Below are 24029 nucleotides of genomic sequence, written 5' to 3' on the forward strand. Positions count from 1 at the left end.
GCGCGTTTTTGAGCGGTTATTGCGGTTAGACGATGCGTGCGTCTGCGCTCAATTGTTTATCGATATAACGGCCCTGGAACATGGTGATGCCGAGGGACTGACCGAAGCGGACGGCTTCGTCCGAATCGCAGCGTGTCAGGATAATCCGGGCGCGGCCGCAACGATCAACATGTTCCTTCAATTCAGCGGTCCGGTTGCCGGACATGTCGTCCGCCATATCCGGGGTCCAGATCAGTTTCAGCAGATCGAGGCCGAGCCGTTCGCGGTCGATGAATTGAAGTGTCAGGTGGTTCAGGCCGTCGAGGCAGATCCGGTAGCCCCGCTCGCGCATAAAGTCGCGGGCGAACATGTAGGCGCCCATATCGCCGAAAATATCAATCTTCTGCAATTCGATCACGACCGTTCCGCGGGCAACGGCCTTCAGGCTGGCATCGAAGTTCAGGAAAGGCGGCGACAGGATCGTCTGTACGTTCAGATTGACGCTGAATGAACTGGCGATCGAGCTGTCGTCGTTCCGGATCAGCAGGGACAGCATCCGCGCGTCCAGCGTCTGTGTCAGATGCTGGAACAGCCAGAGATTGGAGGCCAGATCGAATTCCGGCAGCACGGTCTGCTGCAGGTCGTGGATCGAGATGAAAAGTTCCCGGAACACCGGCTGCGGGTTCGGGTTGTTCGGGGTCAGCGCGCAGACCGGCTGGCGGCGCATCAGGTTTGAAAGGTCGGCACGCTGCAGGAAGGATTCCAGTTTGCCGAGCTGCTCGGGGTCGAGCGGCTTCCGTGAACCCTTGGCGCGGGGATCGACTTTCTGTTCGGCATTGACGGACATGCGCGACTTGCGCTCGCGCTCCCGGTGCATCTGCTTGACCAGTTCCAAAAGGTCTTCGTACTGGGTCGCGACGTTGAACCAGGAGCAGAACCGGGCCAGGTCTTCTTCCTCGTCGCCCTGCGAAAGCGGGTCTTCGGAGAACAGATAGCGGACCTTCATGATGGCCGCGTCGATATCCTCGACGGTGGCGTCCTTGCAGACGAAGAACAGGTCCGAGTTGCTCAGAATGAAGATTTGGCCCTCATAGTTCTGGACCATACCTTCGAAAGTGGCCGCCGCGATCCGGATATGGTGGTCCTGACGGTTCTGCGGGCGCAGCCGGGAAAGATGGATATGGACGGCCATGCGGCCTTCCACATTGCGCCCGAGGCGCTGGAGATAGTCGAGCAGAAGGTATTCCTGGCTCGGGCCCCTATTTCGGCTCTGGACTTGGCTGAGCGCCATGTGGTCCTCCGTCTAAACTCCTGAGGGCCGTTTCCTGATCTTCTTCTTACCACGGGGCCCACAGTGCGGGCACCTGATATTTGCCCTGGATGCCGCCGTCTACGAGAGCGGTGCAGCCTAGAAGAGCAGGAATGACCAATTGGTTGTTACGCCCGAAAATGCGGGATTTCGCATAAAAGGCCACCAAAATCTTGCATGATAGGTCAAAACGGCCTGCGTCTTCATAAACTATGCTCACAAAAATGTTTTGTTTCAACGCATAATTCGCCTATTTTAAAGCTCTAGTTAAGCGAATCGCACATCGTCCCGGGATGGAAATCAGCTGGCCTGTCGCATGGAGCTTTGTATTTGGTGGCGTAAATGCCGGATCAACTTGGCATTCGCGATAGCCGGACTGATTTTAACCTCTTTTTTAATAGGCCTTTCGGCTGAAGTCGTTCTCGCGCAACAGGCATATAAAGAATCTGTTCGGGGCCGTCAGCGCCTGGATTTCGAAAGCTATGGTTTGTCGCTGGATTTGCTCAGCGGACCGGACGATCGATCTGATAGTGGACGATTGACTGGAAGCTTCGATCTCTTCTCCCGGGTCACTGTCGATGGCGGTCAGGACAGCAATGTCACCCGGGTCAAGAACGGTGCCATTTCCTCGTCATTTGCCGAAGCCAAGGCGGAAGCGGCGCTCCGCTCGAACTGGACCAATCACGAAGCCTTGCTGATTGTTGATGTGACGGACAGGCGGGTCGCTGAATCGAGCCGAGAGAATACGGTGGACGCTCGTCTGGCCACGGCGGTCCGGGTCGATGTCGATGACGGTGTCTTTGGGCGCGGATTCGCTGAAGTGAAGCGCGGTCATATCCGACGCGGCGACGATGCGGATCCCGGAGCGGGATTCGAGCCGCTGACCTTCAATCAGTATCTCATCGGCGGCGTTTACGATGACCGGCGGGATGATCGGGTGTTCTCGCGTGTCGTTGGGGAAGCGGTGCATCGGGATTATAATCCGACGGATGGTTTAAGCCGGGATTCTCTTGACCGCACAACCTTCAATTTACGGGGCTTCGTCGGTTATTCCCCCGGCGGAGAATACGATCTCTTCATCTCACCCAGCCTGCTGCGCGATGTTTATGTCGAAGAGGTTTCGGAGGTCCAGAACTCCACGCGTTTCACGCTTTCTGTCGGGGGTGTGCGGGATATCACCGGAGTCAGCTCTTTCAATGGCCGGGTCGGTGTCTCGCACCGTGTTTTCGATGAGAGTGATCGTTCCTCGCAGACCGATTTCGTGTTGTCTGGCGGTTTGCTCTGGAACCTTACGCCCGTCATGAGTGTTACCGCCGGGGCGGATATAGAGAACCAGCAGTCGGATGATCCGAGGGCAGGAACGAAACTTTCGCGGTCTTTTCGCCTAGGGCTCGATTATGATCCGTTCGAGCAGTTGATAATCGGTGGTTACCTGTCCGTGGCGAATGAAGAATTTCAACAGATTGATCGGGAAGACGACGATCTGCTTGCTGGAGCAAACGCGACCTACCTGATCAACGAGCATCTTTTTGCCGGTCTGCATTTCGAGCACGAGATTTCGGATTCCACCGATCCGGCCCGTGACTTTGATGCCACGACGGTGATGTTCAGGATCGGCGCGAAACTGTGCTGCCAGGCAGATGACGGTATCGTCAATCCTTTCAATCTCGGCCGGTTTTAGGAGATATAGATGCGATCAGGCTTCATTCTCCCATCGAACCGGCTTGCGGCCGTAACCCTGTTGGCGTTCGTTCTGTGTCTCGGGCTCTCAGCGTGTGGCACAAGCGATATCGACGAATTGCCTCCGCCATCGACGCCGACCATCGCGGAATACAGGCTCGTTGCCGGTGATCGTGTGGCTGTGACGGTCTTTGGGCATCCGGAGTTGTCCGCTATGGTCGATATCTCCGACGATGGGCAGATGGAATTGCCCCTGGTCGGGAAAATCGAGGCGCGTGGCAAGACCGCGCTGGAACTTCGTGCCTTGGTCACTGGGATTGTTGACCTCAATTATGTGATCGATCCGAAGGTCGATATCGTCATTGCCCGCTATCAGCCATTCTACGTCTTGGGCGAAGTGAACACGCCGGGCAGTTTCGATTTCGTCCTCGGTCTCAACCTGCGCAAGGCGGTGGCCGAAGCCGGCGGCTTCACACGCCGGGCGGCAAAATCCCAAGCCTTGCTGACGCGGCGCACCGAACACGGTCAGACCGTGCGTGATGTCAGCCTCGATACGTCTATTTATCCGGGCGACGTGATCGAAATCAAACGGCGCTGGTTCTAGGGGACGGGAATGGCGAACGTTACGGCATTTCCTAGATCGAGGCGCTCCGCGGAGTCGCCGTCGGCGCTGTTCTCCGACCCGCTGGAGACAGGTGAGACATTCGATCTCTGGCGGCTCTTGTCGGTCATGCGCCGGCGCTTTTTCCTGATCCTGTTCGTCATGATGCTGATACCCCTTGTGACCGGGGTGGTCGTCTATGCGATGAAGCCGGTCTATTCGGGCTACACTAAATTGCTGATGGCGGAGTCCAAGGGGGCTGTCAGCATTCAGGGTTTCACTCTGCCGCAAGCATTCTCTTCCGCCAGCACAAACCTGCCGACCGAAACGGCTTATCTGAAATCCCGTGCCTTCGCCGCGAAAGTGATCGACCGGCTCGGCCTTGAAGACGTGCCGGAATTCAATCCGTCCCTGCAGGCGGAAGGCGAAGCCGGCTGGCGTCAAACGACAGATGAGCTGCTGCAGATGCTGCATCTTCAGCAGCTGATATCCGGTTGGATAGAGGCTGCGGATCACTGGCTGCAGGATAGTTTCGGTTTCGACGCCAGCGCTTTTCTGGCTGGCCGTGATGAACCGGTACGCATCACTCCGGAAGCGCTGCGTGCGGATGTAACCGACAATTTTCTCGAACGTCTTACCGTTGATGGCGAGCAGCTCTCGCGGGTTATCACCATAGAGTTCCAGAGTAACGATCCGGCCCTGGCCGCCCGCGTCCCGAATACCATCGCGGAGATTTTCCTGGAGCAGAAGCGAAACCAGCGGGATCGCGCGATCCGCCAGTCCAGCCAGTGGCTGACGGATCAGGTTGCGACATTGCAGGAGCGGGTCCTCGATTCAGAGCAGAAGTTCGAGCGGTTCCGCCGCGAGGAAGGCTTGCTCGATATTCGCGGCACCGAGTTAATGCAACAGCAGCTAATCAAGCTGAACGACCAATTGATCCAGGCCAGCACCGAAAGGGCCGAGCGGGAAGCACGACTACGCCAGGTACAGCTGCTGTTCGATCAGCCGGACGGGACGGCCAGTCTGGCGCCCGTTCTCGCCTCCCAGCTGATCAATAACCTGCGTCTCCAGGAAGCCCAGATCCAGCAGCGCCTCGCAGAGCAGCTGACGACATTGCGCGACGGTCATCCCGACGTCATCAAGACCCGCCGGGAGCTTGAGGATGTCCGCACCACGATTTCCGGCGAAGTGCGCAAGATCGTCCAGTCGATGCGCAACGAGACAGAGATCGCCCGGGTCCGGGAGGCCAATGTGGCCAATGCCGTCGGTGAGTTGAAAGCGGTCATGGAGTCCCAGGTGGATGCCGAGATCGAATTGCGCGCCATTCAGGCCGAAGTCGCGGCCAACCAGAATCTCTATGAGGTCATGCTGAACCGGCTTGCGGCGGTGGATCTCGAAAGCAGCGAGCCGGATCAGGTTGGTGCCGAGGTGATTTCCCGCGCCGTGATGCCCCGGGTGCCGGTCTCGCCAAAGAAAAAGCTGGCGGTGCTCGCCTCTCTGATCGCCGCGATGATCATTGCGGCGTTATTGGCGCTGCTGATGGATTTCCTGATCCGGGGGTTCAAGAACGCGAAGCAGATAGAGCAGGCGACCGGCCTGCCGGTGATTGCAAGCATACCGCTGTCTCATCAGCTTGAGGATAGTGGGGCACCATTGTTTGAAATGGTGCGTCGTCGGCCGGGTTCGGCGGTCGGGCAAGGCATCCGGAAGTTGCGTACGGCGCTCAATCTGCTTGGCGAGGGCAAGCCGGTCCGTACTGTGCTCATAACCTCGTCGATTGCGGGCGAGGGTAAATCCTCGATCGCTTTGGCCTTGGTGGTGAATGCGGTTTCGGCCGGGCTCCGGACGCTCGTCATTGATTGCGACACTGTGAACGGCACTGTCACCAAGCAAATCGACAGTGTGACTAATCGGGGCCTCAAACAGTTCCTTAATGGCGACGAAATGGTCGAGGACGCCATCGAGTTCGATTTGGCGACCGGTATCCACTACGTGGCTACCGGCGGTGTGCTGTCGAATTCAGAAGATCTGTTCGGATCCCGCCGGATGGCCGAGTTGCTGCGCTACAGCGCGGAAAACTTTGACTTCACGGTGCTCGATAGTGGTCCCGCCTCGGTGGTATCGGATACGCTGGTTTTGGTGCCTCAGGTCGATGCCACCGTCTATGTGGTTGAGTGGGAACGCACCCGGCGGGAGACGGCGGAACAAACGATCCGCGAGGTTTATGAGGTCGGCGAAAATCTGGCCGGAATCGTGATGTCGAAAAACAATCTTCGGATTCAGTCGATCGATGGCGGAGCCGAGGCCTATGACGGGCAGTATTATGGGGTCGATTCAGCACCGGTGGATGAGGATCGCGAAGCGGAATGGGCGCGCGCGCGATGAAGCGGCTCCGGAGCTGGATGCACTAAGCCATGCGCAACAAAACGCTGATCTGGCTGGCGATCTGGTTGGCCACGCTTGAGGCGCTGACCCTCTTCGCGATCAATATCCTTGCCTATGCGGTCCGTAACTGGAGTTTCGATCTGCCCGAGGGTTATTTGCTCGGCGGGCTTTTCATCTGCGCATTGTATCTGATCTGCGGCATCAGCCAGAGCAACTATGCTTTTCACCGCAGCGATGCGGGGCGAATCCACGTCATGCAGGCTTTGCGTTGCTGGATCGGCTCGATGGTCATTTTTGTCGTCGCGCTTTATGCCTTCAAGATATCGGAGGAGTTCTCGCGCTTCTGGCTGCTCGAAATGGTGTTGGCTGGTGGTGTTGCCCTGATTGCCGTGCGGACGTCTATGCTGGCCTGGGTCGCCAAGGCGCGCCGCAGCGGCCGGTTCTCCAATCGGGTCGCTGTGCTTGGCTCGCCGCGCCTGGCTAACGAAGCGGTGAGGACGCTGCTGGCATATCGCGGCGGCGCACGCCTAGTTGGTGGCTTTGTTAGCGACGGGCTTGGTAACGAGACAATACAAGGTGTACCGCTGCTCGGCAGCGAGGAGAGTTTGCGCCGGATCATCGCGGCGGGCCGGGTCGATGATGTTCTGCTGTGTTATGAGCCTGACGAGGAAATGGCATTCCGCGCTGCGCTTGGTTTCCTGAAGGATCAGCCGGTCAATATTCGGCTGCGGCTACCATCCTATCTGCACGGCGTGCCCGCCCTTGGGGTCGATCGGATCGCGGGGCAGGCCGGTCTGATTCTGGCAGATCTTCCGATTGCCGGCTGGGCGAGTGTGCAGAAGCGTTGCGTCGACCTGTTCCTGGGCACGATCATGCTTATCGCTCTGGCGCCGGTCATGTTGATCATCGCCTTTGCGATCCTGATCACCATGGGGCGCCCAGTGTTGTTTCGGCAGAAGCGCTATGGCTTCAACAACAATGAATTCATGATGCTGAAATTCCGAAGCATGCTGCGGGAGGAAGGCGAGGGTGCCGGTGGTGATACCAAGTCGCAGCCTGTTGTTCGGCAGGCAACCCGGGACGACCCGAGGATCACCGCACTGGGTCGGTTTCTCCGTCGAAGCAGTCTGGACGAGTTGCCGCAATTGCTGAACGTTCTCGGCGGCAGCATGTCTCTCGTCGGTCCACGTCCGCATGCAGTGTCCCACAACGAGCATTATGCGGAACTGATCGACGGGTATCTTGGCCGCCATCGGGTCAAGCCCGGCATCACCGGCTGGGCCCAGGTGAACGGGTTGCGCGGGGAGACCGACACGGTCGATAAAATGCGCCATCGGGTCGAGCTTGATCTGCATTATGTCGAAAACTGGTCTCTCGGCTTCGACCTGAAGATCCTTGCCCTGACCGTGATCGAGGTCGGTATCGGCCGTTCGGCCTACTGAAGAGTTGTGCCTTTTTGCCAGTTGAAGGTACGTCGTAAGCCTTCCGCCAGCTCAATCCGGGCGCGAAACCCGAATATTTCCGCTGCCCGCCCGGGGTTGCCCAGGGAGTGGGCAACACCGCCGGACCGTTCGAGTCCGGGCTCCGTCCTGATATCGCCACCGCAAATCCGGCCGATTTCGCTGGCGAGCACTTTCACACTGGTCGCAGTTCCGGTGCATCCATTGACAATCAAGGTGCCGGGCCGGGTACGGGAAACGCAAGCGGTCAACAGGCCGATGAGGTCGTCGATGAAGATGAAGTCCCGGCTCTGGTTTCCGTCGCCATTCACCCGCAGTGGTGCTCCTGAAAGTGCGGCGGCGATAAAGCGCGAGATTACGCCGGCATAGGGCGATCCTGAATCCTGGCCAGGGCCATAGACGTTGAATGGCCTGACGATGGTCGCGGCCAGTCTTTTTCCTCCAGGACCTCCGTTTTGTGCAGCCTCAGTGGCATAATGTTCGCTCTGCAGCTTGTCGGCGCCATAGGCGGACAGCGGGAGACATGGATATGTCTCGGAAACCGCCTCAGGTCCGGCAGCGCCATATACAGCCGCAGACGAAATGAGCACCAGCGGGATGTGGCTCCGTACAGCAGCGGCAACGGCATTTTCCGCGCCGCCCGCATTGACTGCATGGGCCCGTTCCAGGTTCGCTTCAGCGGCGGCGATGGAGGCGATGGCCGCCAGATGGAACATGCCGTCCGCATCCTCGGCCAGCTTGGCGAGTTTATCCGCATCGGTGACGCAACCTTCTTCAAGGTGCGCCGTCGAAGGCAGTTTCGCGGGATCGCCTGAGGACAGATCGTCCAGCACGGTCACATCGTGCCCGTCCCCCAGCAAGGCGGATGTCAGGTGCCGGCCTATAAAGCCGCATCCGCCGGTGATGAGATAACGGGCCATCAGTTTTTCCCCCGCTTGCACCAGTGGGAGATCAGATCGATCAGGGCGAACCAGACAAAGCGGCTGTTGTGCAGCAGGTAGCGGCCTAGCAGGCGGCGCGGTTCCTGTGTCAGTCGGTACAGCCATTCGAGACCGAGAGACTGCATCACCTGCGGTGCCCGCTCCAGCCGCCCGGACAGGAAATTGAAAGCGGCGCCGATGCCGACCATTGTGCCGTTAACGGCGCCGCTATGCCGTGCCATCCAGAATTCCTGGCGCGGACAGCCGAGGCCGATGAAGATCAGCTTTGCGCCGCTGGCATTGATGCAAGCGGCGGTCTCCGCATCGAAATGGGGGCGGACCGGGAGCATCGGCGGGCTCTCCCATCCGACGACGTTCAGCTTCGGATGGGTCACGGCCAGGGCGCGCCGCAGGTCTTCGAGTTCGTCGGGCAGGCCGCCATAGAAATAGACCGGAAGGCCCTCGCCTTCCGCCCGGCTGATCAGCCAGGCGGCTAGATCCGGTCCCGCCACCCGCTCGCTTCCTCGGTGACCTTTCAGAGCGAGCATCCATTTTACCGGCATGCCGTCCGGAGCGATAAGCGCCGCCCCGTCGAGGGCTGCCGCGAAATCAGGATCGGCCTTGGCGAGCGAGAGAGGGTGAGCGCCGGAAACGCAGATATAAGCGGGTTTCGTCGAGCGGGCGCACGCAAGCACGGCCTCTCCGAACCCGGCAAATCGCCCCGCGGCGATTGTACGGCCCAGCACTATAATTGTTTCGATACCATTATGATTTTTGGTCACGCGCTGGCTCTCTCGCCGGTCAAAAGGCCCTCGTATATCGAAGTCTGCTGTGCGGTCGTCTCTGCCGAGGTCAGATGCTTCTCGAAATGCTCCCGTGCGGTTGCGCCCCATCGCGCCAGCTTGTCCGGATCGGCGAAGGCGGCATCGATGGTACGGGTTATGCTGTCTGGATCGAAGGGGTCGAACCGGGCGCCGGTCCGGTCTTCCTGCACTAACTCGCCAAGTGCACCGATGTTGGAGGCCAGGACCGGCAAAGCGCAGGCAAAAGCTTCCGCGATGACCATCGGGAAGTTTTCATAGCACCGCGACGGGACAATGCAGAGCGCGGCCCGGCGCATCTCGATTGCGATGGCCTGGGGTTCGAGCGGCCCAAGCGCGACAGCGCGGCCGTCCCGAACAGCCTCATTTAGAGCTGTTGCGTCAGGGCCATCACCGACCACGCGCAGGGGCGGCCAGTCTCTCTTCCAGAGGCGGAGCAGCGCGGCGATCCCTTTTTCCGGTGAGAGCCGACCGACATAGAGAGCGCCGGATCTTTCTTGCGCCTCCGGCTTTTCTGCAAAGAGAGCACTCGGACTGTTCGGTTTCACGGCGATCTTGCCAGCCGGGAAACCGGCGGTGACAAAGCGACTCTTCGAGAATTCCGAGAGAGCGATGAAGTGGTCGACCGACTGACTCCAGGTGCTCTTTTCACGGTGGAGCGCGATCATGCGGGCGAGGGCGAATGAGCCGGGGATGGATCCGCGATAACAGCGGTGCAGTACCGCCTGGTAAGGGCTGGCGCCTATACAATCTTCACAGATCCGGCCATCGCGCATGAGCAGAGCCGAGGCACAGATGTTTCGGTAATTGTGTAGTGTTTGTACCACCGGCAGACCGAGGTCACGGGCCGCGTCATAAAGCGAAGGCGTGATCAGCGGGAAAATGTTGTGGGCATGGATTATATCGGGTGCGTGCACCGCGATCTCGGCGCGAAGCTCTGACCGGACCGCGTCCGTACCCGGCAAGGACCAGGCTGTTTTCGCCTTGTCCAAGCTGGTCGAGATGGCATCGTTGTCTCGCTCGAGAATTGAAACGTCATGCCCGGACTGGCGCAATGCGGCCATCTCGGCCTCGACGACCCGGTCTTCTCCTCCTGTTTGTTGGTAGCGGCAATGAGCGAACAGAATCTTCATTGGTCCCACACCGCCTCAATGGCCTCTATCATGCGCCGTGCCGTGTTTGCGTGCGAGAAACGTGCGGCAGTCTGGCGGGCTGCGTCACCCATGGCGATCCGGGACGCAGCCGGTGTGTTGAGAGCGCGGCCGAGCGCTGTCTCGGTCGATACCGGGTCGGTTGGATCGAAGAGCCACCCATCTTGTCCGTCTGTGATCATTTCACCGGTCGCTTGAGCCCGGGTGCTCGCCAAGACCGGCAGGCCCGCCGCCATGGCTTCGTTGACGACCAGGCCCCACTCGTCGGCAAGGGTTGGAAATGCGAGCAGGTCGGCATCGGCCATCAGGGAGGGAACGTCCTCGTAGGCTACGTCGCCAATCAGGGTTAGCTTGAGGTTGGCCGGCAGCAGCAATTCCTCCAGCGCGGTCCTTTCCGGACCGTCGCCGATCAGCCGCCAACTCAAGACCCGGTCCGTATTGGTCTCGCACCAAGCGATCAGGTGTTGCAGGAAAGGCCGGAGACCCTTGCGCGGAATCAAACTGCCGACCGTGACCAAACGAACGGCGCGGCTGGCTTCACGCGGAAGCCGGGCGGCTGTGTGGAGACTTGCGAACCGATCGAGATCGGTTGACTGGTGGACGCGGAAAATCCGCTCGGGCGCGAACCCGATGCTTTCAAGATACCGGGCGCCGGACTCGCCGTTGGTCATGGCACCGTCCGCACGTTTTGCCATCAGCCGCCGGAGGGTTCTGCGTGCCCATCCGCGACCGCGTTCGCTGTCCTCGGATAATGTGGCCCAGACCAGAAATCTGGAGCGCCGGCCAAGAAGCGGCGCCAGACAACGATACAGACAAGCCTGCAGAGTGCGGGCGCCGAACTCGGAACTGATCACGATGTCTGGGGCCAGCGCACACAGGCGCGGCAGCATATCGACACTCAGATGCGTGGACAGATCTTCCCTAAATCCGTCCGGATGTCTTCGCCGGTAAGGCAGCGTAAGAGAGCGGGAGACGCGGACATCGAGCCCGCGCCAATCCGTCTTCCAGGACCGGTCCGCCTCCATGCCGGTGGAGACCAGCACGGTCAGCCGGCGCACTTCCCGCTCCAGCGCCTGCAACAGCGCGACGCGGTAGGGCGGCACGAAATTAAGAAGCAGAACGACGGAGCAGCGGGGCATGCGGAAGCGATCCCAGGACCAGGCCGGAAAGGATGAAAATCGGGACCATATTGTAGAAATAGATCAGCACATTGTCGGTCAGCATCAGGGCAAGCAGCGTGACCTGCGCGAGCAGAGTTGAGGCGCCTAGGGCGGTTTCCCGGGCGCCCCACTTCTGGAACCTGGTATATTGCCGGCGGCAGGCGACCATCATCGTGCCGAAGGCGCCGAACCAGAGCATCACGCCGATTACCCCGTAATCGTGCCAGATCCGCAAATAGTCGTTATGCGGTTGCTCGATCCCGGCATGCAGGATTGATAGAGCTTCAGAGCTGGATGCTGGTCCCTTGCCGACTATCGGTGCTTCCAGTGCGGAATTGATCACAGTGGTCCAGGCGAGAATCCGGCCCATCGTGTTGATCTTCACGCCACCGACTGCCGCCGATAGATCACCGGTGAAGAAGCGCTGTCTCAGCGGCTCGAAATTCAGAAGCATGAAAGCGGCAATCCCGACGGCGACCGTAAGGATGGCGATCATCCGGAACCAGCCGGAAAAACTGTTCAGCCGGAGCTGGGCCAGAATGAAGACGCCGAGCCCCATGCCCATTGCAGCGCGTGAGAGGGACAGCACCACCACCGCATAGAGGAACAGAGCCAGCCAGAGATCGTTGCGCGAGCCATGCCGCCAGTAGCCGCAATGGATGGCGATTCCGATCAGCAGGAAGCCGGCGAGAGAGCGCGGCGCGAAAATCTCCAGATGGCCGAAACCGAGCACCGGGATCGCCAGCACATAGATCACCGCCGGAATCCAGATCGCTATCAATATCGCCCTGACAATGGAGCGGCTCGGCGCGCGGATACTCTTCGCGACTTGCGCCGCAATTATGAAGGCGAGGATGCTTGAGATGATGACAACTGTGTTCTGAATGCCCTGTACCGTCAGCCGGTAGAAGATGAATCCGTAGGCGATCCAGGCGGTGAACAGGACGAACATGAAGATCGGCCAGCGGATCTCGCGCACGACGTAGGGCCGCATCAGGAAATGCATGACCAGCAGAACGACGAAAAACAGCGTAAGAAAACCGCCGAGCGAGATCTGCGGAATGATCCTGAACTGGGCCGGAATGGTAACAAGGGCCTGGGTGAAGATGATGACCATCAGCAGCGATACACTGAGCGGCGCCGCATGCCCGAGCTGCCGGGTGCCACTGGCGCTGCGGTAAAAGGCGGCGCGGGCTCTGTCGGGGTTGGCTCCGTCCGGCGCTCCGGATGTGCGAGGGTATCGCGCCACGGTTAGGCTGTTCCCGATGGTGCGTGCAACTGGTCACCCAGGTTTTTCATGCCGAGCCGTATGGACCGTGCGGCTGCGGCAAGCTTTGCCCAAAGCGGGATCGTCATGGTGCTGCGCGCCTCTGCCCGTATCAGGGACAGGGCATCGGTATAATCCTGCTGGCGTTGGGCCGCGAAATAACTGTTGGCCCGGCGCTCGCGGAGACAGGTCACTGTGTCCGTGTGAGCGATCCCGCCGACGCGGAGCAGCCGGAAATAGAACGCATAATCGATGCAGATATCGAGCCGCTCGTCATAGCCTCCGGCCTGCTCCCAAGCCGTCCGCCGGAATAGGACGGTGGAATGGGTGATCCGGTTGGAGGCATAGAGCGTTGCGGGCGTAATCCGGCTTATGCGCGCACCGGTCTGCATTCCGGCCGGTCGTTCAGGTGCGTCGCCTTCGAAAACAATCGCTTCCGAGCAGGCCATTACCAGTTCGGGGTTTGCCTCAAGCATTGGAAGTGTTGCCCGCAAACGGTGCGGGAGGGCGATATCGTCCGCATCCAGAATGGCAATGTAACGGCCTCCGGCGGCGGTAATCGCCTGATTGAGTGCGCGTGCCCGGCCCTGGCGCCCGCCTTCGATCACGATAATTCGCGGATCAACTTCGGCCTCGGCCCGTGCTGCGGTCAGTGTGCCGTCCGTTGATCCGTCGTCAAACAGGATGATTTCCACCGGTCCGTCCACGTCCAGCATGGTCGCAGAGCGGAGGGCCCGTACGATATGTGTCTCCGCCTGAAAAACGGTGATGACAACAGAGACGAAAGAGGGGTGAGCCGCCACCATGTGTCCTCTGGTTAAAACGCGAGCAGGAGTAATTAACCTATCAGATCGTTACCCTGTCGTATATCGTGCCGACCTAAGGGTTTTCCTGCTTTCGCAACCGGTTGTGCCGCAGTTTTGAGCAGTTTTTTTAATAGATCGTGTGCGTCATGACGCTTCGCAGATTATTCTTCGAATATATCAGGCGCCCGCTGCGCGACTGGCGCCAGGAACGCAGGCTGCGACAGGCGGTAGAGATGGGGGCGCCACTGAAGGTCGTCCTCGGCGGGACGGCCCCGGCGCCGGAATGGTTTGGCTCCGATATTGGCTTTTTTGATGCAACGTGCGCGACGGCCTGGGCAGAGCTTTTTGGTCATGAGGCATCGATTGATCGGCTTCTTGCGGAACATGTGTTCGAACATATTCCGCCGGAGCTGATCCCGGCAGTGCTGGAGAATGCACTCCGGTACCTGAAGACGGGCGGAACCATCCGGATCGCGGTTCCCGACGGGCACAATCCCAACCCTGACTATATCCGGCATGTCGAGCCCGGCGGGGTCGGCCCCGGCGCAGACGATCACAAGCAGCTTTTTACGATAGAGATCCTGAGTGCGGCTCTTGAGGCAGCAGGATTCCAGGTTGAGCCAGGAGAGTGGTTTGATAGTGGCGGGCAGTTCCATGAGACGCCCTGGAGCGACGACCGGGGGAACATCTACCGTTGCAAGCGGCACGGCACGCCGGACAAGAGCTTTTCCTCCTCGCACCTCTCGTTGCTGGTGGATGGGGTCAAGCCGTAAACAGGATCCGATAGCGGGCCGTCGTAATCTCGCCTGGCGGTGGGGGGGACGCGGCATTGGACCAGACTCGCAGTCGCCCGCTGATCCCGTATTGCGGCGCCGCGGCAGTAACCTCCGTCAGTGGCAGATCGCTTTCCAGCCGCGCGCCGGCGAGGGCAAACGCGGTGCCCTGGTCTGTCTTGGCCGCGGGTTCCGCTGACGCAGGCAAGGTCAGCCAGGGCAGATGCAGCAGCGCATGACCTGACGCATCCGTTAGCGTGAAGGCATCTTCGATCTCTATTGATTCTGCCTCGAAGCGGAACCGCCTTTCGAAACGGAAAGTGCTGGTCTCACCGACGATTTTATCCGGCCCGGCCCAACGGAAGTTGGTCCCGGAAAGAATATCGCGAAATGTGCGATCATGCTGCTCGAAGACCGGAAGCGGCATGGAAAGAGGCGTATAGATGCCGTCCGGCAAGGTCTCATCGCCATAGGACGGCAACGGCCGCGTGCCGTCGGTCGTGACAATATAGGGCAGGGGCTGCGCCGCCGTGATTGTTCGGCGCGGCAAGGTGGTGATCGCGGAATAGGCCGCATTCCGGACGACCCGGATGCCGTCATCAAGGCCGTTCTCTATTGGAAGAGGCAGGGGTGTGCCGGGTTCGGGTGAGGCGGCGAGTTGTTCCGCCGCGAGCTTCAGGACTGAGCCCGAGAAGGCAAGATAGTCCGGCCCGTTATTGTAGGAGTGCCAGCCGATCCGGCGCTGATGGAGGTGATGCGGCGGCGGTGTGACCTCCTCCCGCTCGTCGATCCGGGTGATCATCAGGGGCAGGCTGTCGTCTGGTCCGAGGGCTGTCTCCAGCCGGTCGGCGATGGCCCGCAGCAAGGCGATGGAGCCTTCCGGCGCGCAGCCGAGCCGGAGGCCGGCTCCGAGCGCCAGCGCCGCGGCGGCGTATCCAAAGCTCTGAAACCGTCCGCGCCCGATCGCATTCACCTCGCCATCATGCAGTGCAGTCCGGACAAGGGCGTGAAGGGCAGTGCGAAATCGCTCACGCAAATCGGCGGATGGTTCTTCGAGCACGGCGATCTGGTAGCCCAGCAGCGCGGTCGCAAAGGCATGATATTGCTGGGTCGGGGCGCCGCGCTGGTCCTCGATGAAACCGCCCGGTTTCTGGTAGACGGCAAGGGCAAGCCATCGCTCGATCCGGCCGATGATCTTCTCAAATGACCCTGTGCCGCAAAGCCTGACGGTGCTGCGTAGCAGTGTCCAATTGGCGACACGGTTTCGGACAAAGCTCATTTCACCGAGTACATCCCCGGGCTTCCGGTCGCCGGCTATGGGGTCCGAGCGAAACAGATCGGCAAGTGCGAATCGCACGAATTCCCAGTGAAAATGGTTTTCCCAGACACCGATCCGTGCCTGCTTGTCCTGCCTTTTCAGCCGGTCGAGCGCGGCGGCGATGTCATCGCCGAAGCGCTCCGGCCATCGTCGCCAGAGCATGGCGGCGAAAGCGGACCCGTAGAATTCTGTCTCCGCGAAACCTTTCTCGGGATCGCATTGAGCGGCCAGCGCTTCGGCGATCTGTTCCGCTATCCGTTCAAATCGCGAGCCGACAGTGCCTTCAGGAACGCTCAAATGTTATCTCCATCGTGAGCGCAATGCGCTCTCCGGAATTAAGGTGGGCCAGTCCGCTGGCCTGCAGTTGCAGGGCATTCCGGCCGCCGCGCTCCGCCGCGTACCAGAGACGGGATTTCAGTGCCGGAACGGATAGCAGGGCCCGGCTCGCCCAATCGGGCAGTGACAGCCGGGCGAAGCGATTGAACCAACGGACCCAGAGAAGCGCATAGGGTGGTTTCGGGATCAGCCTTGCATGAACGACCCAGCCCTCCGGCGCATCCCGGATATAGAGAACCTGCTCGAACGCCGATAGGGCTGTGCATTCTGTAACCCGGATTTCTAGCGTTCCGTTGGGGCCGGAAAGCACGGCATGTCGTACCGGGTGCTGATGGTAGATATTGCTGCCGGTATGCTCGAAATGCTCACCAGCGATAGCCGCCTCGGTGAAGGACGCGGTCGAAAAAACCGCCCGAACAACAAAATCCTGAAAAAGTGAGGGCGAAAGCGTGGTAAGCGAGGCGGAGAGAGTGAGGCTCCGTTCGCGGAGTCTCGATGTGAGGACGGCGCTCCAACGGCCCTCGGCCATTTCGACGGTCAGGTGCCGCTCGCCTGCCTCGGGACCGTTTTTGAGTGCTTGATCCTCGGCGAGGCGGGCACCATGACGTTCAGGCGCAAGGGTGAAGAAAGAGTGACGGTCGGCAGTTTCAATTCCAAAATCGATTCCGTGCATACCGCCACGGCGGAGCGCGGCCGGTACACCGTACTCCCAGTCGCACTCAATAAAGTCCGTCACACGCATTCCTGTCTGGCCGGTGCCACAATGGAGACCAGCATATGACGAGCGAAAGCGCGCCGCCAAGCGCCGAACCGCCGTCGGGCAAAGAGACTTCCGGCGCGTTCAAGCGGTTTCTCGAGAGCCCGCGCAGTTACGCGCTGGTGGTGCCGACGGTCAATGCCTGCGTCGCCGCCACCGGACTGTTCATTCCGTGGTTTATGGAGCCGATTTCGTTCGGCCAGTTCATTCTGATTTCTACCTTTGTGCAATATCTCTGGCTGCTCGATCTCGGGACTTCGCAGCTCATCACCCGAACGGCGGCGCGGATGAAACAGGCTGGGCTTAACAGCCCGGCTGGTGTGCGGGTTCAGGGTATACTCTGGACCCGTTTTTACCTTGCGGTCATTGCTACTGTCTCGGCCCTTGCGCTTGCCTATGTGTTTCGGGATTCATTCAAGGTACCGTTGCCTATGCCGGCCACCCTGCTGGCGATTCTGGCCGGGGGCATGCAGTTTATCCTGATGGGGCATCTTGCCCTTTATCGCGGGCTCTCGACCTACGGGCTTTTCACAGCGAACAATTCGATCGTGCAGATAGGTTTGACGGCACCGCGTGTGCTAGGCCTCTATTTCGGAGGACTTTCCGGGTGCTTCTCGGTGCTCATCCTCTGGTTCGGTGGCGTTGCTGCCAATATGCTCCGCCGTGATCCGCCGAACATCCGGTACCACCCCGGTCTTGACCGCATGCGCCGGACTGTGGCGGTGGCTTTCCCGTTGTTCGTCTCGGTTTCGCTCTGGAGCGTGTTCATGATGGCGAACCGCTGGTTCGTTGCGGATCTCGCCGATCCGGAGACCTACGGGCAATTCTCTTTCGCGGCGGCAGTGCTCGGGCTTTATGCCGGGACCTTCGGAACCATTGCGCAGGCTTATTACCCGAAGCTTTCGGCTGAAGCCTATGCGGCCGAACCCTTCGCTCTGTCGCGCCGCGTGGTTGGCGATGCGCTGAAGCTCGCGGCGGTTATTTCGGTGCTCTCCACCATTGGTGTGATGCTGGTCAAGGTGGTGGTGCCCTTCGTTTATGTGGCCTATGCGGCTGCGGTCCCGGCCTTGAAGATTTTCCTGGTCGCGGGGATTCCGATGATCAGCGCATCGTGGCTGATGCCGATCGCGATGTCGGCGCGAACCCGCCCGATCCGGGAAATCGTAGCCGTCTATTTCCTGGCTATTGCTACGCTCTGGGGCGGAACTGTTATCGGATTCCACGAGGCAGGACTTGAGGGCGTCGGGATCGGCGTGATCGTTGCCTCATTTGTCATGCTGGGCGGCCAGTCGGTGCTGCTCAGGCGTAGCCGCGTTTTGTCGATCCGGGATGCAGCCAGGCTGGTCTTGAGTGTGCTTCTGCTGAGCGGCGGCGTGGCTCTTGTCAGCCATTTTGTAGCACCCTGATCGCAGTCCCCGTTCGGCGCATCGATAATCTCGGCGGACCATGAAGAAGAGTGGTGCTGCCGGAAGTACCTGCCGGCAGCTCAGGTTGATTATATCAGGTCGTTCCAGAGATTGCCGGTCAGGTTCGCAACCACGACGTCGGCGCCATCCATCTCCCAGATCGAAACCTGGCCGGTTTCGGTATTCTGCAGCTGGATATCAGTCTTGCCGTCGCCATTGAAGTCGGCAATCTCACCTATCTCCCAGCCCGCCTGGATCTTTCCGACATAGGCCTTCTCGGAGGCTCCGCCAGCATCCATTTCCCAGAGGGAAACGACTCCATCCGCGCTCGCCGTCAGCAGATCCTGCGAGCCGTCGCCGTTGAAGTCGGCGATTTTCTCGATTTCCCAGCCTTCGCCAAGTTTGCCGACATAGGTTCTCGCCGTGACGGAACCGCCATCCATCTCCCAGACCGAAACAGCACCATCGGCACTCTTGGTCAGGATATCGGCCTTGCCGTCGCCGGTGAAGTCTTCAACCGCCTCGACTTGCCAGCCTTCACCGAGTTTGCCGGCGAAACTCTTGCTGCTTGCGACGCCGCCATCCATCTCCCAGACAGAGACGGAACCGTCGTCCTTGACGGCCATAATGTCTTGTTTTCCGTCGCCATCGAAATCCGCGACCGCGCCGATATCCCAGCTGCTGTCCAGCGCCCCTGCGTAGCTCTTGTTACTCGCAGTACCGCCGTCCATTTCCCAGACCGAGACCGCACCATTGGAGTTGCGGGCGAGGATGTCGGTTTTTCCGTCGCCGTTGAAATCGGAGAGCGATTCGACTGTCCAGTCGGAAGACATCTGTCCGGCATAGGAACGGTTTGTGACGGTGCCCCCATCCATCTGCCAGATCGAGACAGCGCCATCTTGCTGACGCAGGAGGATATCCTCTGTGCCATTACCGTCGAAATCAGCGGTGCCGGTGATCTCCCACCCTGCCTGCATACGGCCTGAAAATGCTTTCTCGCTGGCTGTCGCGCCGTCCATCTCCCAGACAGAGATGGCGCCGTTGTCGCCCTTGAGCAGGATATCGTCGTCGCCGTCGCCATCGAAGTCGGCCACGGCCTTGACGGAGAAATCACCGCCTCGGTTCAGCGCGCCGGTCAGGGCTTTTTCGTCCGCTGTCGCCCCATCGAGGGTCCAGACCGATACATTTTCCTGGTTCGAGACCAGGAGCAAATCTTCCTTGCCGTCACCGTCGAAGTCACCGGTCGCGAATACCGAGTACTTTTCCTGGGGAGCCGATGTCGAGAAAGAGAGCGTCGTGTCGCCTGATGCCGCCGACGCAGTGACGGACTTGAATTCGCCGTCCAGCGTAAAGCTGGCATCCACATTGCCGTCGCCGTTCGAGTCGATGGCGACTGTCGTCACGCCGTCCGCGAAGGTCAGCGTGACATTGTCGCTGGAGAATTCCGCGCCTTTGATGAGCACGGCATCGCCATCCGCCAGATCGCTGATCGTATCGCCGGTGAATTCCGCCTCGGTTCCCGCGAAAGTATCATTGCCCGCACCGCCGGTCAGCATATCCGCGCCGTCGCCGCCGAACATCAGATCAGCACCATTGCCACCAACCAGGCTGTCGACGCCACTGCCGCCGGAAAGCGTATCGTCGCTGTCGCCGCCATCCAGTAGATCGTTCCCGGCTCCGCCGTCGATCAGATCGTTGCCGGCAAGGCCGCTGATCGTGTCCGCATCGGCGCCGCCAGACAGCGTGTCGGCGGCTTCCGTTGCCGTTGCATCGGTGCTGAAGGTAAGGCTGGTCCGGCCGTCCGCGCTGCTCGTTGTGACGCTGAGGAAGGTGCCCGCAATTGTGAATGTCGCGTCCGCGCTGCCGTTGCCGTCCGCGTCGATCGTGACGGTGGTCTGGCCACCGGCCTGTGACAGGCTGACCGCATCCGTATCGAAGGAGGCATTGGCGATCACTAGGTCGCCTGTCTCCGGATCGAAGCCGGTGATGCTGTCACCATCGAGGTCGCTGAGCGTGCCGACAATGCTGTCCGCACCGGCTCCGCCGTCGATCGTGTCATTGCCGGAGCCTGCCGAGATGGAATCGTCGCCGCTGCCGCCGGAGATCAGATCGTCGCCAGCGCCGCCATCGATGGTCTCGGCATTGTCCCCGCCGGTGATCTGGTCATTGCCGTCACCACCGTCGATGCTGTCGGTCCCGCCACCGCCGAAGATCGTGTCGTCGCCTGCACCGCCGTCGATGGTTTCGGCTGTATCGCTGCCGGTGATGACATCGTTGCCGTCGCCGCCGCTGACATTGTCCGCGCCGCCTTCATTGACGATGGTGTCGTCGCCGCTGCCGCCGAGCACCGTATCGACGCCGCTCCCCGCGGTGATGACATCGTTGCCATCGCCGCCGTCGAGCAGATCGTTTGCGCCGCCGCCCGAGAGTGTGTCGTCGCCCGCGCCGCCGCTGACGGTCTCGTCAGCATCGCCGCCGGATATCGCGTCGTTTCCGTCCCCGCCGTCAAGGCTGTCGGAGCCGCCGACATTGACGATCGTATCGTCGCCTGCGCCACCGGAGACAGTGTCGTTTCCGGTGCCAGCGGAGATCAGATCGTTACCCGCGCCACCAGTCAGATCGTCGTCGTCGTCGCCGCCATCGAGCGTGTCATCGCCGTCGCCGCCGTTGAGCGCATCGTTGCCGTCGCCGCCGGAGAGCAGGTCATTGTCTGCACCGGCCGTGACCGTGTCGTCACCGGCACCGCCAAGAACCGTGTTTGCACCGGATCCAGCGTCAACGCTGTCATTGCCAGCGCCGCCGTCAAGGGAGTCAGCACCGTCGCCGCCGGTCAGCGCGTCATTGTCCGCACCGCCGTCAATCGTGTCGTCGCCTGCACCGCCGTCGATCACATCACTGCCATCGCCGCCGGAGAGTTCGTCATCGTCTGCACCGGCCGTGACCGTGTCGTCGCCTGCGCCGCCAAGAACCGTGTTCGCACCGGACCCGGCATCGACGCTGTCATTGCCAGCGCCTCCGTCGAGGATGTCATTGCCGGCGCCACCGGACAGGGTGTCTGCGTCGTCGCCGCCAACAAGGCTGTCGTCGCCCGTGCCGCCGTCGAGGGCATCCGCACCCGCGCCGCCGCTCAGCGTATCGGAGTCGGCACCGCCCTGGAGGGTGTCGTCGCCGTCACCGCCATCGATTGCGTTGGCTCCGTCGCCGGCCCTGATCTCGTCATTGCCGAAGCCGCCGTCGATCGTATCGTTCCCAGCCCCGCCATCAACGACGTCATCGCCGTCACCGCCGGCAAGAGTGTCGTCACCGGCGCCACCGCTCAGCGTGTCGTTATCCGCACCGCCGTAGAGGATGTCGTTTCCTTCGCCGCCATCAAGCTGATCGCTTCCGGCTGCGCCGGACAGCGTATCGTCGCCGCTCGCACCGGAGAGGGTATCCGCACCATCCGCGCCGTCGAGTGCATCATCGCCTGTGCCACCGTCGAGGCTGTCGTTTCCGAGCCCACCGTTGAGAGTATCGGCACCGGCACCGCCATAGAGGGCATCATCGTCGGCCCCGCCATCCAGAACGTCATCGCCGTCACCGCCAAGCAGCGTATCGTTTCCGCTGTCGCCGGAAAGCGTATCCTCACCTGTGCCGCCGTCGACAGAGTCGTTTCCGGCCCCGCCGTCAATGGCGTCGTCGCCGCCGAGACCGTCGATCGCATCGTCGCTGTCCGTGCCGGTCAGGCTGTCCGCGCCTTCGGATGCGGTGACCTCAGGAGAGAAGCTGATGGAGGTCTTGCCGTCCGTCGTGGAGGTGGTGACCGAGTTGAACTCGCCAGCCAAACTGAAGGTCGCATCCGCGGAGCCATTGCCATCCGCATCGATCGCGACCGTGGTCGTGCCGCCGGAAGTGGTCAGTGTCACTGCATCGTCGCCGAAGGAGGCGTTCGCGATCACCAGATCGCCAGTCTCTGGATCGTAATCTGTGATGCTGTCGCCATTGAGATCCGCAAGATCGCCGGCAAAGCTGTCCGCGCCATCGCCGCCCGCAAGGGTGTCGGCCCCCGCACCGCCAGTGATCTCATCATCGCCCGCGCCGCCGGAAATCAGATCGTCGCCTGCACCGCCATCAATTGTCTCGGCACCGTCACCGCCGGTGATTGCATCGTCGCCGTCACCGCCTGCGATCTCATCGGCTCCGCCGCCGCCTGAGATTGTGTCGTCACCTGCCCCGCCGTCGATGGTTTCCGCCGCGTCGCTGCCTGTGATGACGTCGTTGCCAGAGCCACCGTCGAGAATGTCGGCACCGCCCTGGTTGAAGAGCGTGTCATCGCCCTCGCCACCGAGAACAGTGTCGGTTCCGCTACCGGCCGTGATCGCGTCATCGCCGGTCCCGCCATCAAGCACGTCGTTACCGCCACCGCCATTGAGCTCGTCAGCATCAGCACCGCCGGAAAGCGTGTCCGCGTCAGTACTGCCGATCAGTGTGTCGTTACCCGACCCACCATCCATGGCATCCGAACCCGCGCCGCCATCCAGGACGTCGTTGCCGACCCCGCCATAAAGGGCGTCGTCATCGTCACCGCCTGAAAGGGCATCGTCGCCCGCCCCACCATAGAGCTGGTCGTTCCCGGCAGCGCCGGAAAGCGCATCATCGCCTTCAAAACCGGCGAGCACATCATCACCGCCGAGGCCGTCGAGTGTGTCGTTGCCGGCAAGGCCGGAGAGGGTGTCATTGCCTTCGAAGCCGGTGATGGCGTCGTCGCCCTCGGTGGCCTGTTCGTCTGCAATAACGATGTCTTCGACGTTGGAGACCGTCAGCCCGTCCAGGTCGGAGCGGGTGTCGACATAGAGCGTGTCGTCCCCGGCGCCGCCATCGATAACGCCAGAGTCACCTGCGTAGATCGCATCCGCGCCGTCACCGGCATTGACCGTGTCAGCGCCATCTGTCGCGGAGATGGTGTCGTCGCCCGCGCCGCCGTTGAGAACATCATTCCCGGCGCCGCCGTCGAGCAGATCGGCATCCGCGCCACCCGACAGCGTATCGCTGTCCGCACCGCCATAAAGCGTGTCGGAGCCTTCGCCACCGGAGAGGGCATCGCTGCCCGCGCCACCGGTGATCTCATCGTTCCCGGCGCCGCCGTCGATAACGTCATTGCCGGCAAGACCGTCGAGTGTGTCGTCACCGGCCAGGCCGGACAGCGTGTCCGCATCGGCGAAGCCTGAGATGGCGTCGTCGCCGTCTGTGGCCTGCTCGTCAGCAATGACGATGTCTTCGACGTTGGAGACCGTCAGGCCGTCCAGGTCGGAGCGGGTGTCGACATAAAGCGTGTCGTTACCGGCCCCGCCATCGATAACGCCAGCGTCGCCTGCATAGATCGCATCCGCGCCGTCACCGCCGGAAAGCGTGTCGGAACCATCGGTGCCATACAGAACGTCGGAGCCTTCACCACCATCAAGCTGATCGTTGCCGTCACCGCCCGAGAGGGTATCTGAACCAGCGCCGCCCTGGAGCGTATCGTCACCGGCACCACCGGTGATCTCGTCGTTACCAGCTCCGCCGTCCAGAACATCGTCACCGGCCAGACCGTCGAGTGTGTCGTCGCCGCCAAGGCCGCTGAGGGTGTCGCTGTCTGCGAAGCCTGAGATAGCGTCGTCGCCGTTCGTGGCCTGCTCGTCTGCAATGACGATGTCTTCGACGTTGGAGACCGTCAGCCCGTCCAGGTCGGAGCGGGTGTCGACATAGAGCGTATCGTCGCCTGCACCGCCGTCCACAACGCCAGCGTCGCCTGCATAGATCGCGTCCGCGCCGTCACCGGCATTGACCGTGTCGCTGCCCTCGGTTGCGGAGATCGTATCGTCGCCCGCGCCGCCGTTGAGAACATCATTCCCGGCGCCGCCGTCGAGCAGATCGGCATC

General features: G+C 61.1%; 15 protein-coding genes and 1 pseudogene. 6 read left to right on the forward strand and 10 right to left on the reverse strand.

Annotated elements, in window-relative coordinates; genetic code table 11:
- Window positions 1-25: 25 nt before the first annotated feature.
- On the reverse strand, window positions 26-1270 hold the full coding sequence (locus ABJ076_RS04020) for an EAL domain-containing protein (RefSeq protein WP_028466338.1): 1245 nt from the start codon (window positions 1268-1270) through the stop codon (window positions 26-28).
- A 505-nt stretch (window positions 1271-1775) separates the two neighbouring features.
- On the opposite strand from ABJ076_RS04020, the gene ABJ076_RS04025 reads away from it, so the two are divergent.
- Genes ABJ076_RS04025 through ABJ076_RS04040 form a run of 4 tightly spaced genes read left to right on the forward strand, consistent with a single transcriptional unit; the run spans window position 1776 to window position 7396 of the window.
- Window positions 1776-2969, forward strand: coding sequence for an outer membrane beta-barrel protein (locus tag ABJ076_RS04025; protein WP_348202586.1), 1194 nt, complete (start codon window positions 1776-1778; stop codon window positions 2967-2969).
- 9 nt (window positions 2970-2978) lie between these two features.
- Window positions 2979-3572, forward strand: coding sequence for a polysaccharide biosynthesis/export family protein (locus ABJ076_RS04030; RefSeq protein ID WP_348186102.1), 594 nt, complete (start codon window positions 2979-2981; stop codon window positions 3570-3572).
- A gap of 9 nt (window positions 3573-3581) precedes the next feature.
- The gene (locus tag ABJ076_RS04035) at window positions 3582-5954 is read left to right on the forward strand and encodes a Wzz/FepE/Etk N-terminal domain-containing protein (RefSeq protein ID WP_348186100.1); all 2373 of its coding nucleotides are present in this window, start codon (window positions 3582-3584) and stop codon (window positions 5952-5954) included.
- Between the two features lie 29 nt (window positions 5955-5983).
- Window positions 5984-7396 carry an undecaprenyl-phosphate glucose phosphotransferase gene (locus tag ABJ076_RS04040; RefSeq protein WP_348186098.1) on the forward strand — a complete coding sequence of 471 codons (1413 nt, stop codon included), beginning with the start codon at window positions 5984-5986 and terminating at the stop codon, window positions 7394-7396.
- Here ABJ076_RS04040 and ABJ076_RS04045 read toward each other — a convergent pair.
- From ABJ076_RS04045 to ABJ076_RS04070, 6 genes are read right to left on the reverse strand one after another with little or no spacing between them, the layout of a single operon-like run.
- On the reverse strand, window positions 7390-8334 hold the full coding sequence (locus ABJ076_RS04045; protein WP_348186096.1) for an NAD-dependent epimerase/dehydratase family protein: 945 nt from the start codon (window positions 8332-8334) through the stop codon (window positions 7390-7392). The two genes, ABJ076_RS04040 and ABJ076_RS04045, sit on opposite strands and share 7 nt — an antisense overlap.
- Complete coding sequence (locus ABJ076_RS04050; protein ID WP_348186094.1) at window positions 8334-9116, reverse strand: WecB/TagA/CpsF family glycosyltransferase; 783 nt, start codon at window positions 9114-9116, stop codon at window positions 8334-8336. Before ABJ076_RS04050 ends, ABJ076_RS04045 begins: the two co-directional genes overlap by 1 nt.
- The gene (locus tag ABJ076_RS04055) at window positions 9113-10288 is read right to left on the reverse strand and encodes a glycosyltransferase family 4 protein (protein WP_348186092.1); all 1176 of its coding nucleotides are present in this window, start codon (window positions 10286-10288) and stop codon (window positions 9113-9115) included. The genes ABJ076_RS04050 and ABJ076_RS04055 overlap by 4 nt, the downstream gene beginning before the upstream one ends.
- On the reverse strand, window positions 10285-11445 hold the full coding sequence (locus ABJ076_RS04060) for a glycosyltransferase family 4 protein (RefSeq protein ID WP_348186090.1): 1161 nt from the start codon (window positions 11443-11445) through the stop codon (window positions 10285-10287). The genes ABJ076_RS04055 and ABJ076_RS04060 overlap by 4 nt, the downstream gene beginning before the upstream one ends.
- Window positions 11414-12715: an O-antigen ligase family protein gene (locus tag ABJ076_RS04065; RefSeq protein ID WP_348186088.1), complete on the reverse strand. Its 1302-nt coding sequence runs from the start codon at window positions 12713-12715 to the stop codon at window positions 11414-11416. Before ABJ076_RS04065 ends, ABJ076_RS04060 begins: the two co-directional genes overlap by 32 nt.
- A gap of 2 nt (window positions 12716-12717) precedes the next feature.
- On the reverse strand, window positions 12718-13539 hold the full coding sequence (locus tag ABJ076_RS04070) for a glycosyltransferase (RefSeq protein ID WP_348186086.1): 822 nt from the start codon (window positions 13537-13539) through the stop codon (window positions 12718-12720).
- Between the two features lie 146 nt (window positions 13540-13685).
- Between ABJ076_RS04070 and ABJ076_RS04075 the strand changes: the two genes are divergently transcribed.
- Entirely contained in the window at window positions 13686-14312 is a 627-nt protein-coding gene (locus tag ABJ076_RS04075) for a methyltransferase domain-containing protein (RefSeq protein WP_348186084.1), read from the forward strand.
- Here ABJ076_RS04075 and ABJ076_RS04080 read toward each other — a convergent pair.
- On the reverse strand, window positions 14302-15927 hold the full coding sequence (locus ABJ076_RS04080) for a hypothetical protein (protein ID WP_348186082.1): 1626 nt from the start codon (window positions 15925-15927) through the stop codon (window positions 14302-14304). The two genes, ABJ076_RS04075 and ABJ076_RS04080, sit on opposite strands and share 11 nt — an antisense overlap.
- Window positions 15914-16702, reverse strand: a complete 789-nt coding sequence (locus tag ABJ076_RS04085; protein WP_348186080.1) for a hypothetical protein — start codon at window positions 16700-16702, stop codon at window positions 15914-15916. Before ABJ076_RS04085 ends, ABJ076_RS04080 begins: the two co-directional genes overlap by 14 nt.
- 41 nt (window positions 16703-16743) lie before the next feature.
- Between ABJ076_RS04085 and ABJ076_RS04090 the strand changes: the two genes are divergently transcribed.
- Complete coding sequence (locus ABJ076_RS04090; protein WP_348186078.1) at window positions 16744-18129, forward strand: hypothetical protein; 1386 nt, start codon at window positions 16744-16746, stop codon at window positions 18127-18129.
- A gap of 89 nt (window positions 18130-18218) precedes the next feature.
- On the opposite strand, the pseudogene ABJ076_RS04095 reads toward ABJ076_RS04090, so the two are convergent.
- Window positions 18219-24029, reverse strand: a pseudogene (locus ABJ076_RS04095) (hypothetical protein); the annotation flags it as partial.

The organism is Nisaea sp. (assembly GCF_039990255.1).
Classification (GTDB): Bacteria; Pseudomonadota; Alphaproteobacteria; order Thalassobaculales; family Thalassobaculaceae; genus Nisaea.

Bases quoted from the DNA above. Each gene is read 5' to 3' on its own strand.
- ABJ076_RS04075 (WP_348186084.1), top strand. From the start codon at position 13,686: ATGACGCTTCGCAGATTATTCTTCGAATATATCAGGCGCCCGCTGCGC.
- ABJ076_RS04060 (WP_348186090.1), bottom strand. From the start codon at position 11,445: ATGCCCCGCTGCTCCGTCGTTCTGCTTCTTAATTTCGTGCCGCCCTAC.
- ABJ076_RS04030 (WP_348186102.1), top strand. From the start codon at position 2,979: ATGCGATCAGGCTTCATTCTCCCATCGAACCGGCTTGCGGCCGTAACC.
- ABJ076_RS04090 (WP_348186078.1), top strand. From the start codon at position 16,744: ATGACGAGCGAAAGCGCGCCGCCAAGCGCCGAACCGCCGTCGGGCAAA.
- ABJ076_RS04070 (WP_348186086.1), bottom strand. From the start codon at position 13,539: ATGGTGGCGGCTCACCCCTCTTTCGTCTCTGTTGTCATCACCGTTTTT.
- ABJ076_RS04045 (WP_348186096.1), bottom strand. From the start codon at position 8,334: ATGGCCCGTTATCTCATCACCGGCGGATGCGGCTTTATAGGCCGGCAC.
- ABJ076_RS04035 (WP_348186100.1), top strand. From the start codon at position 3,582: ATGGCGAACGTTACGGCATTTCCTAGATCGAGGCGCTCCGCGGAGTCG.
- ABJ076_RS04020 (WP_028466338.1), bottom strand. From the start codon at position 1,270: ATGGCGCTCAGCCAAGTCCAGAGCCGAAATAGGGGCCCGAGCCAGGAA.
- ABJ076_RS04040 (WP_348186098.1), top strand. From the start codon at position 5,984: ATGCGCAACAAAACGCTGATCTGGCTGGCGATCTGGTTGGCCACGCTT.
- ABJ076_RS04055 (WP_348186092.1), bottom strand. From the start codon at position 10,288: ATGAAGATTCTGTTCGCTCATTGCCGCTACCAACAAACAGGAGGAGAA.